Annotated in this window: 14 protein-coding genes; all 14 read right to left on the bottom strand. The window is 65.8% G+C overall.

Annotated features, from left to right (window positions below):
* Positions 1 to 52 precede the first annotated feature (52 nt).
* Positions 53 to 1,585 (bottom strand): hypothetical protein, encoded by a 1,533-nt coding sequence (locus KXD98_RS08195; RefSeq protein WP_260763155.1) that lies wholly within the window; start codon positions 1,583 to 1,585, stop codon positions 53 to 55.
* A 198-nt stretch (positions 1,586 to 1,783) separates the two neighbouring features.
* Entirely contained in the window at positions 1,784 to 4,138 is a 2,355-nt protein-coding gene (locus KXD98_RS08190) for a hypothetical protein (protein WP_260763153.1), read from the bottom strand.
* A complete protein-coding gene (locus tag KXD98_RS08185; RefSeq protein WP_260765063.1) occupies positions 4,135 to 8,247 on the bottom strand; it encodes a tape measure protein in 4,113 nt (1,370 codons plus the stop codon). The genes KXD98_RS08190 and KXD98_RS08185 overlap by 4 nt, the downstream gene beginning before the upstream one ends.
* A 21-nt stretch (positions 8,248 to 8,268) precedes the next feature.
* Positions 8,269 to 8,490 carry a hypothetical protein gene (locus KXD98_RS08180; protein ID WP_260763151.1) on the bottom strand — a complete coding sequence of 74 codons (222 nt, stop codon included), beginning with the start codon at positions 8,488 to 8,490 and terminating at the stop codon, positions 8,269 to 8,271.
* A 58-nt stretch (positions 8,491 to 8,548) separates the two neighbouring features.
* Positions 8,549 to 9,154 (bottom strand): hypothetical protein, encoded by a 606-nt coding sequence (locus KXD98_RS08175; RefSeq protein WP_260763150.1) that lies wholly within the window; start codon positions 9,152 to 9,154, stop codon positions 8,549 to 8,551.
* 101 nt (positions 9,155 to 9,255) lie between these two features.
* On the bottom strand, positions 9,256 to 10,254 hold the full coding sequence (locus tag KXD98_RS08170) for a hypothetical protein (RefSeq protein WP_260763148.1): 999 nt from the start codon (positions 10,252 to 10,254) through the stop codon (positions 9,256 to 9,258).
* A 110-nt stretch (positions 10,255 to 10,364) separates the two neighbouring features.
* Complete coding sequence (locus tag KXD98_RS08165; protein WP_260763146.1) at positions 10,365 to 10,802, bottom strand: hypothetical protein; 438 nt, start codon at positions 10,800 to 10,802, stop codon at positions 10,365 to 10,367.
* Complete coding sequence (locus KXD98_RS08160) at positions 10,799 to 11,209, bottom strand: hypothetical protein (protein WP_260763145.1); 411 nt, start codon at positions 11,207 to 11,209, stop codon at positions 10,799 to 10,801. Before KXD98_RS08160 ends, KXD98_RS08165 begins: the two co-directional genes overlap by 4 nt.
* Positions 11,210 to 11,212: 3 nt before the next feature.
* A complete protein-coding gene (locus tag KXD98_RS08155) occupies positions 11,213 to 11,563 on the bottom strand; it encodes a hypothetical protein (protein WP_260763143.1) in 351 nt (116 codons plus the stop codon).
* Between the two features lie 11 nt (positions 11,564 to 11,574).
* The gene (locus tag KXD98_RS08150; protein WP_260763141.1) at positions 11,575 to 11,913 is read right to left on the bottom strand and encodes a hypothetical protein; all 339 of its coding nucleotides are present in this window, start codon (positions 11,911 to 11,913) and stop codon (positions 11,575 to 11,577) included.
* A gap of 29 nt (positions 11,914 to 11,942) precedes the next feature.
* Positions 11,943 to 12,197 carry a hypothetical protein gene (locus KXD98_RS08145; protein ID WP_260763139.1) on the bottom strand — a complete coding sequence of 85 codons (255 nt, stop codon included), beginning with the start codon at positions 12,195 to 12,197 and terminating at the stop codon, positions 11,943 to 11,945.
* 88 nt (positions 12,198 to 12,285) lie between these two features.
* Entirely contained in the window at positions 12,286 to 12,684 is a 399-nt protein-coding gene (locus KXD98_RS08140; protein WP_260763137.1) for a hypothetical protein, read from the bottom strand.
* 41 nt (positions 12,685 to 12,725) lie between these two features.
* On the bottom strand, positions 12,726 to 13,307 hold the full coding sequence (locus KXD98_RS08135) for a hypothetical protein (RefSeq protein WP_260763135.1): 582 nt from the start codon (positions 13,305 to 13,307) through the stop codon (positions 12,726 to 12,728).
* Positions 13,300 to 13,566, bottom strand: a complete 267-nt coding sequence (locus KXD98_RS08130; protein ID WP_260763133.1) for a hypothetical protein — start codon at positions 13,564 to 13,566, stop codon at positions 13,300 to 13,302. Before KXD98_RS08130 ends, KXD98_RS08135 begins: the two co-directional genes overlap by 8 nt.
* Between the last annotated feature and the right edge of the window lie 35 nt (positions 13,567 to 13,601).

Raw genomic sequence — 13,601 nt, 5'->3', positions numbered from 1 at the left:
TTTCAGTCGGCCACGCCCCGGGGTTGTTCGCGCAACCGCCGGGGCCAATTTGCTAGTTACTGAGTAGGGCTACGTTGATTCCGGCTTGGATGTCGCCGAGGCGGCGCTGAATCTTCGCGGCTGGCGCTTCTTCCGCGCGGCCGTCGCCGATCTGGATCAGCAACTTGGCGTATTCGTCGCCGTCGTCGAGCAGGACCGTGTCCTCGATGAAGTGGGAGAACACTTTGCCTCGGCGGATCACCGTCGACATGCCGCCGGGGAAGAAGTCTCGGCCGATCTCGTAGGGGAAGCAGTTGTCGACCATCACCTGCGCGGAGGCGTAGCCGGCGGTGTCGAACATCAGCGCCTTCTGCTGGAAGAACGCCTCCAGGGTGTAGCTGCCGGACCCGGTGGCCTTGAACACTTCCGGGAACCCCATGGGGCCGAGCTTCATCCGCCGGTCAAAGTTGTCGGTGAGCTGGTATGCCATCCACAGGTCGTTGAAAGCGCCCTCCAAAACGGTGGAGGGGATGCCCGTTATCCCAATGACGATGGAGATCATGTCGATGAAGAAGGCGATGGAATTGTCGATCATGCGGTTAAACCAGGCGGGTGATTTCCCCCCTGTGATCGTCCGCCAAGCCACGGCATGATGGTGCGAGATCGTGCCCCGGACACCGGAATCCGGATGATCGGCGTTGAAAACCGTCCATGGTTTCGTGTAGTGCACACCCAGGGCGGGCGCGATGTTCACACCCCTCGGCGCGTATTCGTTCTTCGGGTTGAGGAACGGCTTCAGCACCTCGCCGAGCATGGAGCCCATCAGGTCGACGAACGTGCGCTGCAAGCCGTCGACCCAGGTGCCGGAGAACCCTGTCACGCCCTGGCGGTCTTTGACGTCGATGCAGACCGTGGGCCTTTTCAGCAGGTTGCCGCGTTTGGCGTGCTCGTCGGGCTGCTCCATGCCCGGCTCCCACAGCCACACCTCGATCGTCAACCCGCAGTCCCGGCAGGTCTGCTCGACGACGGTGAGCAGGTCTTCCATCTTCCAGTTCAACGAGATGAACGGGGAGGTGTCTTTCCAGCCGGTGCCGCGCCGCACCACGTAGACGGGGGTGACAGCCAGCCGCCGAATGTCGCGAATGTCAACGCCGTTCGCGTTCCCGGCCAGTTCGGTGGCGAAGAACGCCCGCCAGTCCAGATTCAGGCTGATGAGGTTGTTGATCGCCTCCCACAGTCCGAGCTGGATACGCAGGAACTGGGAGCCGAACAGGTACTTGATGACGGTGATGGCGTTGCCGAACGACACACCCCGGCTTGGTGGGCCCTGGATCTGCAGCGGCATGAACCACCACGGCCACGCCGCCACCCGCGTAAGCCAGGCTTTGTCGTGCAGCAGTTGACATTCCACCGTGTCCGGCTTCTCAGGGTCGCCGAACTTGTCGTGCGCCACATCCACCCGTCCGGACCACCGCAGCGGCCCGACGTCGACCACGACGGGGACGACCGTTTCATCACACTGCAGCACCACGTCAGCCAGCGGGTCTGACCCTTTCAAGGTCAGTTCGCCGATCGGCACACCCAGGCGGGGCCAGTTGATCTTCAACCGTTCCCGGTCACCGGCCTCGCCGGCTGTCTTGCAGGTGTTCGTCAAGATCCGGCAGATGATGTCCTGCGGTGGCCGCTGTTCGATGCTGGCGACGTCACGGGCCGCCGACATCACCTCGTGCGGGTTCTGGGAGAGCAGACGCGCTTGGGTGTCGGCGAGGTCGAGATAATCGCCGACGTCGTTGATGCGCGCCATCTACTCCGGCCACCTGCGCAGGGGCGTGACCGCGGCCAGGACCCGGGTGTTGGCGTTGCCGTTGACGACGGTGAGCGCAATCTTCGACGTCACCGCATCGGAGGGCTGGTCCACGCCGGGGATCGGCCGGGAGAACCGGCCCTCGAGCTGCTCGTACAGGTTGCCTTGCGGGGGCAGCACCCCGAACACCGACTCGTACCAGGACAGCAGCGGCGGCACCTGGCCCAGCGCGATGCGTTTGGCCATGTCCTCAACTTGTTGGCGCTGCTTACCGGTGAGTTCACCGGCGGTGGTGAGGTCGATGATGTTGCGGTAGCGGGGATGGGTGGAGATCAGCACCTGCTGGTTCTCGTTGAGCGGCCCGAAGGTGATCATGTCCTGGCTGCCCGGCCCGTTGCCGACGCCGATCGTGCCCGGACCGCGGAACACGATGGTGGGCCATCCTTCCTCGGAGCCAACGTTGGTCAGGTTGAGGAACCCGGACTGCGTGACGGTTGCGTTGTCCCCTGCGGCGATCTTCCGGAGCCGGGGCGGGGTGGCCTGGGTGATCAGCGCCGCCCCCGCGTACAGGCCGCCGCCGGCGCCGCGGTGGTCCGGGCCGATCGCAGACCCTTCACCAGCCTCGGTGCGGTTGAGCAGGGGGGCGCCGTTGCGCAGCAGCTTGAACGTCCGGGGTGATCCGTCCTGGCCGGCGATCAGGGTGTACTTCTCGCCCCAGAACGGTGGCGGCCAGATCGGGGTCCACCACATCGGTGTGCGGACGAAGTTGTTGTAGCGCACGATCTCCGCGACCGACCGGCCCACCTCGGCGAAAACCCCGTCGCCTGCCCAATCACCGTTCTCGTCGCGGTTCATGCGGCAGCCGAGGTAGAACTTTCCTGACTCCGGCAGCGACCACTCCGGAATCGTGTCCAGCACCACGGACTCGACCTGGTTGTCGGTGTCGGTGTGAAAATCCCTGCGCGGCCCGTAGATCACCTGCTGGGCGCTTGTGCCGGAGTTGTCATTCCAGGCGGCGGTGCCGGCCGTCACGTAAATGTGGGCGTCGCCGTCGCCCTCGTAGTAGTGCAGCGGCCAGTTCTCCCCCAACCCCACCGCGATGGGGGTGTTGAAGGAGTCCAACACGACGGTCTTGGCTTTGAACTCGCGCACCCGGGCCGGGGTGGCCTGCGTGTACACCGCGCCGCCACCACGCAAACCGAAGCCACGGCCCCGATGATCGGGGCCGACACGAGAGCCGGTGCCTTCCTCCACCCGGTCGAAGATCACCCGGGTACCGCGCAGCATCTGGAAGCGGCGTAGGTTGCCGCCGACACCGCCGCGGAATGTGAATCGCTCACCCGGGAACGCGGCGAAAAACTCGAACTCGGTGCGGATCTCGTACTCGACGAAGTCGACGAAGTACGACAGCTTCAGGTACTGGTTGTAGATCCACCGGGCCCGTACCCCGTCACCACCCCAGTCACCGTTCTCGTCGCGGTTCATGCGGATCCACAGATCGTTGGCCGACCCGCCGGCCTCGGCGAAGCTACCGAACACGATGGACACCTCGTCGGTGTCATCGCCGGAGTCGGCATCGACGTAAGGTCCGCACACCACCCCTCGGGGGCTGGTGAAGAACACGCTGTCGGGGTCGTCGCGCCACCGCAGTGTGCCGCCCTGGGTGTAGGCGTGACCCTCGCCGTCACCGCTGTAGAGAAGCGGCCAGTCAGGGCCCATGTCGTCGGGGTAGTCGGTGTTGAACGTGTCGGTGAAGTCCTCGTACTGGAATTCGAACGTCGACATCGAATCCACTGACCGCCAGAACGCTTCAGCGTTCTCAATGACGTGAGTGAGGACCTGCTCGCGGTGCCGGCGCGGCGACGATTGGATGCGATCGTTCCACACCTTCGACAGCCGGCAGTCGCACCACCACAGACCCTTGTCGAACGTCAACCATTCGAAGCGGATCAGTTTGGTGGGATGCCACATGGCCACCCAGTCCGACACCACCTGCCCCAGCAGCTCCGGTGTTCGGGCGAACGCCTTGAGCACCATGTTGATTTGGGTTTCGTCGAACGTGGTGGCATTCCACGTCACGCCGTGCTGGCGGGCCCCTTTGGCTTTCAGGTGCTTGAAGCCTGGTGAGGGCGGCGTGATTTCGAGCAGCTGCACCCCGTCCTGCTGCTTCGGCCAGGGTGCCATCGGCCCGGAAAAGTGGAACGTGAAGCGCCGGTCGAGGCTGGAGAACGACAGCATCGGGTCGACGTGCTCCAGCAGAAGCTGCTCACCGAGGATCGTGACTTGCCCAGTCGGGTACACCGTGGTTTCGGTGGCGATCTCAGCGAGAGGGAACGGCAGCTTGGGCGCGCTCATCTGCCGTGGAACCCTCCGCTGTACTCGTAGGACCGGAACTGGTTGGCGACACTGTTGGCGACCGCGTCGGGAGCTTCACCGGGCGCCTGGTGCAGCTCCTTGATCTCCACCAGCGGCCCGCCCTGGGGCTGCTGCGCGTTCTGCTGCTGCTGGTTCTGCTGCTGATCACCTGAGCGTGGGCCTGCGGGCTGTCCGGCCACGTTCGGGATCGACGGCCGTGCCCCCGCGATCCCGGCCAGAAGCCGGCCGGGCAGCGTCTTGAGCGGATCGGTCATCCCGCCGGACCCAGACAAGGTGAACGTTTCGAAGAACCCGGACCAAAGGTTGCCTACCTGCTGCGCCCCGTACCCGATTGCCCGGTTCGCCAGCTGGATGCCGAGGTTCGCCGCAGCGCCGGCCCCCGGTGCAAGGGCGTCGAGGCCCCCGGCCGCGGACTGCAGCGCCGCCAGCGGAATTCCGCTGATGCCCTGATTCATGCCCGACCCGGCGCCAGGGATCGGCTGCGGCGACTGACCCGGAATGACCGATGATCCGATCGGTTGGGCCTGCGGCATCCCGAAGGGCGCCGACTGCGGCATCCCCATCCCCGGCAAGGTGCTGCCACCACCCGGGACACCGGCGGGCAGCGGAGGGGTCAGCGCCGGGTTCGTCATTTCGGGGGTGTAGAGCTGACTGTCGGGGATGACACCGGGCGTGGGAATGGTAGGAGCGGACGGGCCGATCGGAGCAGTCGGGGTGTACGTCGGCGCGCTCGGCGCACCGGGCGTCGTCGTCGTGGGAGCGGGCACTGTCGTCGGCAGCCCAGTCGGGAGACCGCCGACGATGGTCACCGGCAGCGGAATCGGGAAATCGTTGCGAGCAACCGGCATCGGACCGGGCCCCGCGCCGGTGGCCGGCGTGGTCGGCGGCGCGAACGATGTGGGCATCCCGGAGATCGGGAAGTAGTACCGCTTCTCGAACTGCGGGTCCAGGGCACCGGCCGCGTTGCCGCCGTACTGTGCGCCGCCGCCGGTGCCGCCGCCGCCTTCGAAGTTCACCCCGTTCGGCAGCGTGGCGGCCATGTGGCCGGACTGTCCCGGATAAGGGTTGACACCGACATTCAACGCGCCCGGCATGTAGCCCGGCAGGAACCCCAGCTTCGCCGCTTCGGCGTCGCTGGCGAAATTTGTGGTGGTGAACATGCGCGCCGCGGTGGACTTCCCCGTGGTCAGCACCTCGTACAGGTCAGAGATCGACCCCGAGCAGTCCGCCAGACCGTTGATGAGATCCGAAGCCGGGGCGTACTTGGTGCGCCCGGACGCGGACTGGGCCAAAGCCAGCATCGCGTTGACGTTCGCGTTGCCGGATGGCTGCAGCGCCGACGGGCCCAAATTCGATGGACTCGGCTCAGTCGGTACGTAGGCGGCGTTCGGATCGCCCCCAGAGGCCTCACGGCGGGGCATGAACCGCTCTCCCAGCATCCCCGTGCTGGCGGCAATGCCGAACAGGCCGGAGCCTTCGTCGCCGGCGGCTTCCTTGATCGCCGACAGCCGAGCTGTCAGCGGCGCCAACGCCAACGCGCCAGCCAACTTCACCAGATTCTCGGCCAGGCCGGGCAACCCTTCCGACAACCCGAAGTCGCCGTCGAGCTGCGCAGTCAGGTCACCAAGCTGCGCCGTGGTCTTGTTGGCCGCGTCAGCGAGACGCAGCTGCGCCTCGTACTCGTCGCGTCGCGCCTTGGCCAGGTCGTTCTGCGCCTTGAGCCGATCCTCCGGAGAGGTGAACTCGTCGAGCTGCTGAAGCCGCGCCCACGCTTGCGCTGTCTTCTGCTGCGCCTCGAACAGCGACGACTCGGCCCGGTACTGTTCGGCGGTCTGCCCCGGCCGCGGCGGCGCCAGATAGCCGGGCGCATACGGCACCTGCGCGGCCTCCTGCTCGCGCTGCGCTGTCTGTGCGCGCATCTGCAGCTCGCGTTGCCGCATCTCCGCATCGATCAGATCGTTGCGCGCCTTAACCACATCGTTGGCGTCGGCGGTGTTGTCGGCCTCCAGCTGGTTGAGGCGGGCCCGCTTCTCCGCGACGTCGTGATCGGCGGCGATCTGCGCCATGCGGTCGCGCCACTGCTCCGGTGACTCACCGGGCCGGGGACCCTGCCCGTACTCCTCGGGGTACGGCAACACCGGGGAAGACGAACCCGATCCGCTGCCGTCGTCGAGGCCGGCCGGATCCAAGATCGGGTTACCCGCCGGAGCTTCACCAGGCCGCCCGGGCGCGTCCGGAGCAACCACGCCCGGGGGTAGCTGAGCATCGAGCACCCAGCCCTTGCCGTCCTCCCAGTGCATGCCGCGCCCCGGCATCGCGGGCATCGAAGGTCCGGGAGGCGCAAGGGGGGCAGGCTGGTTCGGATTCACCAGGCCGGGGATGGGAATTCCACCGACAGTCGCTGGGCCGTTACCGCCGCCCTGTTGCGGCAGCGGCGACGGGCCCGGGTCGGGCCCCTGCTGTCCCTGAATGTTGCGGTCCCACCACTCCCGAGCTGCCTTGCCCGCATCACCGGGGTTAGGGAGCCGGTTCAGTTCACGGGCCCCCGGAATGGTGTTTTCCGCCCACTCTTCGATCTCAGGACCGTTGGACGCGACCAAGAAAGCCAGCCATGCGGGCACTTTGACCCGGGCCAAGGCCGCGGTAATTCCCTTGGCGCCCTTATCTGCCGAACCGGGAAGCGTCGTACCTAGCATGGTGTTCATGCCGCCGAGCATCGTGCTCACAGCGCTGATCGCGCCCGACCCGATTGTCAGGGCTTTCCACGCGGCGAATCCCGTCACCACGGTGCCGAGCCCCCCGGGGATGTTGTCGATCAGCTCGACAACAAACCCGACCGCGTTGGCGAGATCCCCAGCGACTTCGGTGGCATCTTCAAACATGCCTTGGATGCGGCCCGAATTCGCCGAAACCCAAGCGTTCGCCTCATTCAAACGCTCAGTGACGGCCTCGATGGCGTCCTTGAGGGTGTTCGCCTCCTCGGTGGGCTTGCCGAACGCCGCGCCCAGGAAGTTCGCGCCGAGACGCGCCACCGCGGTGTTGAACTGGTCCTTCGCCCCCGTCAGGGTGTTCACCGCGCCCTTGGCGAAACCATCCATGTTCTGCTCGACGGTCTCCAGCAGGGACTTGAAGCCGACCTGGTTCGCGCTGATCATCTTGTACAGCTCGGCGGTCGTCACTCCGAGCTTGTCGGCCAGCAGGTCGATCGGGAATCCCTTGAGCTGGTTCTGCAGCACCTCGAGGCTGACCTTGCCTTCCGAGGCCATCTTCAGGAATCCGTCGCCGATACTTTCCAGCGGCGTGTCCAGGAACGCAGCAGTGTTGGTCACCGCCGTCATGAACCGCTTCAGGTCCCCGATAGGCCTCGAAAGCCCCTGGCTGGCAATGGAGAACGCCGCGTTCAGCGAGTACGGTGTCCCTTCCACCGCCGCGTTGACGGTTTCCATCACCGCATTCACATCGTGGGTAGCGCGGCCCGTCTTCTCCAGAACCCTGTTGAGGTTGTTGAGCCGGTTCGTCGCCGACTCGATCGCCTCATACCGCTCGAAACCCTTGAACAAGGTGTAGCCGGCCGCGCCGATGATGCTGCCGGCCGCCATCGTGAACGCGGTACCCAACGCCCTACCGGCCACGTAGCCGGCCTTGTTCGCGGCGCCGTTGAGTTGGCTCAATTCAGCTGTCCAACTGGACAGCAACGGGATACCGCGGGAGAACCCCGATCCGAACGACGCCGACGCCGACAGCCGCTTGGCCGCAAGGTTTCGGTACTCGTCGGCGGCTTCCCGCACCGCGCGGGCCTCATTGCGGCGGGCGGTCGCGACCCGCTCCGAGGTGGCGACGATCCGATCCCGGGACGCGCCAGCGCTGGTGAGCGCGTTGAGACGCTCCTGTTCCGCCCGAAGCTTCCCGGTGGCGTTGGCCGCCTTGTCGACAGCTTTCTGCAGCTTCGGTGACGCCGCAGCCGCGCCGTCGGCGAACTGGGACATGAAGTCCTTGCCGATGTCCTCGGCGACGTCGCCGAAACGCTTCTGCAGGTCGTTGGACACCTGACGGATGGCGTTGTCGTCAAGCGTCGTGCCCACGACCATGGTCACCACGAGCGAATCACCTCACTCCTCCGTCAGTGCGTGCTTCTCGACCAGGCCGACCGTCATGTCCCACGGGTCGCGGATCTCACCGCGCAACCTGCCTTCGAAGTCGGCGGCCGATTCGGCCATCTGCTCGCGGCGTCGCTGCGCGGCAGCTTCTTTCAGGTCAGCGTTAAGGGACTGCTTGAACCACGAATCCCCGGACAACCCCTCGATGAGGACGATCAGTTTGCGCGACGACATCTCGCCGCGATGCCACTGCCCGATGTCCAAACCCGGGTATTCGGTGCAGAGCCCAGATTCAATCTGCTTCGGGTACTTCAGCCACACTTCCAGCGCCTGAACCACTTTTGGGGTCTGCAGCCTGGCGCTCCTCGAACTCGCGCTGCATCTTCGACTGAATGAGGTTGATCATGTAGGGGTCGCCACCCCCGGAAAGGAACCGCTCGTAGCCGTCCTCGCCCCAGAACGCGATCGCGACACGCGATTCGTAGTCGGGCTCCATCAGTTCAACGGTGCCGTCCGGCAGAGTTTTCTGGTGGGGAAGGATCAGTGCGCCCCGCTCGGTGTAGCCGGGGATGAACGATTCGGTTTCCTCAACACGCTCGTTCTCGGTGCCCGCGTTCTCGACCACCTTGTGGGTCAGCTTGTGATCGGGGACGACCTTGTCGGGGTAGCGGTCGCACTGCTTGATCTCGAACTGCAGCCGGTTCCACCGCTTCCGCTGTTCAGCGCCGAGCATCCCGGGATAGGGGACGACGAACTCTTCGACGGTCCCATCGGGCAGGGTGATGGGAATCGGCACTCCGAGCGCGAACCCGAAGTACTCTGCTACTTGGGCTTTCGCGTCCTCGACGCTAGCGAACTGGGCGTCTTTGCTTTCGTCTCTGTTCTTCTTGCTGCTCATGGGGTGCGGTTATCTCCTTGTTGGCTGATGCGGTGTCGGTGCGGCAGAGAGTGGGGCCGTGGGGTGCCCGACCGCACCAGGCGGGCACCCCACGACGGTCCTTATTCGAGGCCGGTGACGATGTTCGACCGCGGCGAGATGGCCACCTTGTTCACCGCGTTGGCGGCGTGCACCTGGAAGCTGTAGTCCTCCTCATCCAGGCCGGTACCGTTGAGCGTCACCACGCCGTCGACCACTCCCGGCGCACCCGACAACGTCAGATCGGTGACCACACCGGTGTCCTCCCGCGTCTTCTTCACGGTGTAGGTGAATGGTGTGGCCGGACCCACCGGGGCGGGGAACACCAACGCCACCGTGCCGCCAGCACCCGGCGTGGCGACCGGCGCGGCGGAGAACTTCGGGGGTCCGGGGTTGCCCGTCCAGCCCGGGCCCGAACGGAACCGGGCGTGCGAGTAACCCGAGTGGGCGTCGATGGAGATGCCCCACCGCAGCATCGTGGCGATCAGGTTCTCCGCGGACAGCTCCCGGTCCTCGATGTTCTCGATGGACAGGTTCGGGAACACGTCGGCGGTGAAGTAGCCGCCCTTGTCCCGCGTGTACACGATGGCTTGCCGGAGGCGGCCGTCGAACTCGATGGGCCGCTTGCGGGCGTAATCGGCGGTGCCCTTCACAGGCGTCGAGTTCAGCGGCAGATCGAACTCGAGGGTGTCCGACAGTGTCGAGTATTCCCCCAGCCCGAACTCGACGGTGCCCTCTTCGGAGGTGATGTCGGTGCGGATCACCTGGCGGGTCTGCCAGAACCGCTCCTTTTTCACGTCGAAGGAGTTCGCGAACGTCGGTCCGGCGGACTCACCGCCACCGAGGTTGTACCAGGTGCCGCCCATCTCGACGATCAGATCGTGGCGGATCTGCCCGTCCAGCGCGAACGGGTTGAACCCCGACACCCAGACGCCGTCCTCCTCGACGAACGCCAGCGACGTGTTCACGCCGTCCTGGTCGCGCAGCAGCATGTAGCCGTCGAGCGCCTTCCTCGCGGACGAGGCGTCGAAGCCCTCTCCGGTCGGGGTCGGCCGCAGCCCGCCGGTTGCAGGTCGTGTCATGACAATTCCTTTCCAGGATCAAGGGATTGGACCGCGACGCGATCCGGCGATGAAACGGGATGCACACCCACAGAAGGGGTGCCGATCACAGCAATTTGCTGTGACAGGTGTTAGGGGGCGGTGACCAGGCGCAGGTCGACGTAGTAGCGCGACACGAACCGCGCGATGGCCGGGTCTGCGTAGGGCTGCCAGTGCGGGGATTCGATGCAGCGCACCACATCAGCTGTCGCCGCACCCCACCCGGGCACGTCCACCTCGGTGTAGGAGTGGTCGCGCAGATACAGGATTCGGCGTTTGCACAGGTCGGCGTAGTCCTCGCACGCCGTGAACGCCGTCTTCCCGCCCACTGCCCTGGCGAGGTGGTCGAGCTGGTAGTAGCCGTGGTCGGTGTGTGAATCTTCGTGCCCGTCGTAGCGTTGCAGCAGCGTGAATGGCAGCGGATCGACACTGGGGTTGCGCATCGCGCCGACCCCACCCAGTGGCAGCAGCCACGCCCGCAGGAACCGCAACCCCGGCGGCGGGGTCCGGTCGAGCATCTCCACGCTCACCTGATCTTGTCTCCGAACTTCGCGCGCGCCTTACCGAATGGCGCGACAGCCTGCGTTGGGGTGTCCGGCCCCAACGTCACCCATGACCCATCAGGCATCTGAACCCGCCTCGGATCCTGCGTGCTGTCAGGGTCGGCCTTGGTGCCGTACTCCAGCATGTGGAACATCGGGCTGTCCGAATACACCAGCCGCCCCGGGAGGGGGTGCTCGCGAGTGTTCTTCAGCTTCTTGATCTGAATCGACCCGACAGCGTCGCCCTGGTCGATCGGGATGTGCGACTGCACTTCAGCTTTGACATTCTCGGCAAGCTCAGCGTTGGCGGCGTCGAGCTCGGCCCGCGCGGCGATCTGCAACCGGAGCTGCTTCTCGATGTCGCGCGCAGACTCGCGCACCCCACGCCGCGCCATGACCTACCGGCGCCGCGCCTTGGTGACCTTCTCGGACTGCTGAACCTCGGCGACCTCCAGCGGCGTCGCGTCCTCCGGATAGCTGTCGATCTCGGGCAGGGCCTCGTACGATCCATCGCTGTCCTCGCTGGAGATCTCCGTCCAGCTGCCGTCTGCGGCAGCTTCGCTCATCTCCCGGGCGACGCCGTCGGCCACCAGTGGGACCGCTGCGGTGCTGTCGGCCGTCACTTTGCCCGCGGCGACCAGGGCTGCGGCTTCCTCGACCGTAAGCTCCACTTCGGATCCGACGGTCTTGTGGTGCACGACGCCGCCGTCACGCAGGATCACGAACTCCTCAACCACGGTGTAGGACATGCGGTTCCCTTCTATCCCTTGTGCTTGTGAGCGACGACAGTCACCTTGTAGACGTCCTCGGATTCGTCGTTGAACGGCTTCACCCCGCCGTCAATCCGGTACACGTTCACGTCGTCGGCGCCGCGCTGCGGATTTTTGGTGCCGTCGTAGACAAGTTCGTCGATCGACGTGGCGGCCAGCACAGCCGGCGCGGGCGGGGCGGTGCACTTCCACACCTCGGTGGCTATCTCCACCGCGCCGGCCGTCTCCTCCACGCGCAGTGGTCGGAACCGGCAACCATGCACATTCACCTGCACCGTCGTCGGCGGGCGGACACCGTTCGCATCAGGTTGGCCGAGTGTGACCGCCACGAAACCGACTGTCTGGCTGCCGAAATCCATCAGCCCGGCAGATCGATCCGGATGGTGACACCGCGCTCGTCGCGGGTCTGGACGACGGTCAATCCGTTCGCCGCGTCAGGGCCGCGCTGAGCCAACAGCTCGATGATCTGTACGAGCATGGTCAGGGATTCCTGCGGGGTGCGGGGCCGCGGGTTGGCCGGCATCATCGCCAACAGCTGCGGCGGCAACTGTGCAGCGAACCCGGTGGAGCCCGCGTCTCCGACGTGGCCAGGGAACTGCTGATGGGCGGTCATGCTGCGTCCCCTTGTGGACGGTCTAGGTCGTTGTGAGTGAACATACAATTCTCGACGGTGCATCCACGCTTACCCATCCGGTGCGCCACTACCGGTCCGCGCCATGAAGCGGGCATGTGGGGTCGATCGCGCGGGGCGGCATGCTGATCTTCCCGTCCCGCGACATCGTCGCTGTGAACATCACCGCGGCGCACGTCGCGCAATGAATCGTGACGATCGTGTGTTCGCCGAACTGCTGCGGCTGCGCCAGCAGCGCATTCGACACAATGCTGTGTTCCTGCGACTGCAGATAGTTCAGGAACGCTTCGGCGATCGTGATGTTCATCGCGTGCTTCGCGGCCTGCTCCTCCTCGGTGTCACCGGGGAAGGTGTCGACGTGCGCGGGGAACGACAGCGGGGTGCCGTCGGGGTGCGGAAGCGCCGGCAGTCCTTTGGCGATGAGGGTGACGAGCTGGTCGTCGAAGAACTCACTGACAGGTGCGGTCATCAACTTCTTTCAGATCGGGACGGCTCGGCCGGGGCCAGCGATCACGCGAAGCCTGTGGGGGGCAGCGCATAGCTGTCCAGGATGGATTGCACCGAGTGAAGCGTTCGTTCAGCCATTGAGCCGTAGTCAGCCCACTGCAGTTCGACGTCGTCGACCTTCTTGCGGACCAGGTCCTCGGCCGACCTCGCGCCGACTTGCTGAGCTCGCGACATCTGGTCGACCATCAGCATCACGGCGCGACGCCAGTCGGCGGCCTCTACCTCGGTATAGCCGTGATCGATGGTTACGGTGATCCCGGCGTACGCCGTCGTCCAACGACCGTTCTTCCGGTGAAGCATCCCCGGGGTGTTCGCCGACAACACGTAGTCGGCGGGGTCCAGCGTCACCCCGTCCTCCACGACGGACTCCACGGCGGTGATCTTCCGAGTCGGCAGAAACAGGTCACGCCCGCCGGGGCCGTCAAGGGTGATCACGGCCCCGGTGATGACCGGCGAGACCGGCCACCCCGTGTAGTTGCGCGCCACGGCCAGCGCCGCTTTGAGCATGTCCTGCACCACCTGATCGGTGGCGAGTAGCCGTCCTCGGGTGAATGTCTGGACATCCCCGGGGGCGAGTTCACTCACCGGTTGATGCGCCCTTTCTGGCCGTCGGGCGCTTCGCGCGCTGTTCCTCGTCGGCGGTCTGCGCGGGCCGTGTCTCCACCGTCTCGGAGATAGGTTCGGCCCGACCGACCCGCACCTTTTCGGCGCGTCCGCCGTTGACGAGATCTTCGGCCATCGCTTCCGGCAGGTCGACCACTGTCCCGACCGGCGGCCAGGCGGTGAGCGGGCCTCCGTCGAGGCTGACGTAGCCGGTCGGCCGCACCTTGATCCGCACTTTCATGGATTCTCCTTCTTTCCCGAGTTCTTGGTGCGGCG

The sequence above is a fragment of the Mycobacterium sp. SMC-4 genome (genome assembly GCF_025263265.1).
GTDB lineage: Bacteria > Actinomycetota > Actinomycetes > Mycobacteriales > Mycobacteriaceae > Mycobacterium.
The sequence above is the reverse complement of the archived record's forward strand: the minus strand, read 5'-3'. Positions and strand labels throughout refer to the sequence as shown.

Bases quoted from the DNA above. Each gene is read 5' to 3' on its own strand.
- KXD98_RS08190 (WP_260763153.1), bottom strand. From the start codon at position 4,138: ATGAGCGCGCCCAAGCTGCCGTTCCCTCTCGCTGAGATCGCCACCGAA.
- KXD98_RS08175 (WP_260763150.1), bottom strand. From the start codon at position 9,154: ATGAGCAGCAAGAAGAACAGAGACGAAAGCAAAGACGCCCAGTTCGCT.
- KXD98_RS08185 (WP_260765063.1), bottom strand. From the start codon at position 8,247: ATGGTCGTGGGCACGACGCTTGACGACAACGCCATCCGTCAGGTGTCC.
- KXD98_RS08140 (WP_260763137.1), bottom strand. From the start codon at position 12,684: ATGACCGCACCTGTCAGTGAGTTCTTCGACGACCAGCTCGTCACCCTC.
- KXD98_RS08155 (WP_260763143.1), bottom strand. From the start codon at position 11,563: ATGTCCTACACCGTGGTTGAGGAGTTCGTGATCCTGCGTGACGGCGGC.
- KXD98_RS08160 (WP_260763145.1), bottom strand. From the start codon at position 11,209: ATGGCGCGGCGTGGGGTGCGCGAGTCTGCGCGCGACATCGAGAAGCAG.
- KXD98_RS08180 (WP_260763151.1), bottom strand. From the start codon at position 8,490: ATGTCGTCGCGCAAACTGATCGTCCTCATCGAGGGGTTGTCCGGGGAT.
- KXD98_RS08145 (WP_260763139.1), bottom strand. From the start codon at position 12,197: ATGACCGCCCATCAGCAGTTCCCTGGCCACGTCGGAGACGCGGGCTCC.
- KXD98_RS08170 (WP_260763148.1), bottom strand. From the start codon at position 10,254: ATGACACGACCTGCAACCGGCGGGCTGCGGCCGACCCCGACCGGAGAG.
- KXD98_RS08130 (WP_260763133.1), bottom strand. From the start codon at position 13,566: ATGAAAGTGCGGATCAAGGTGCGGCCGACCGGCTACGTCAGCCTCGAC.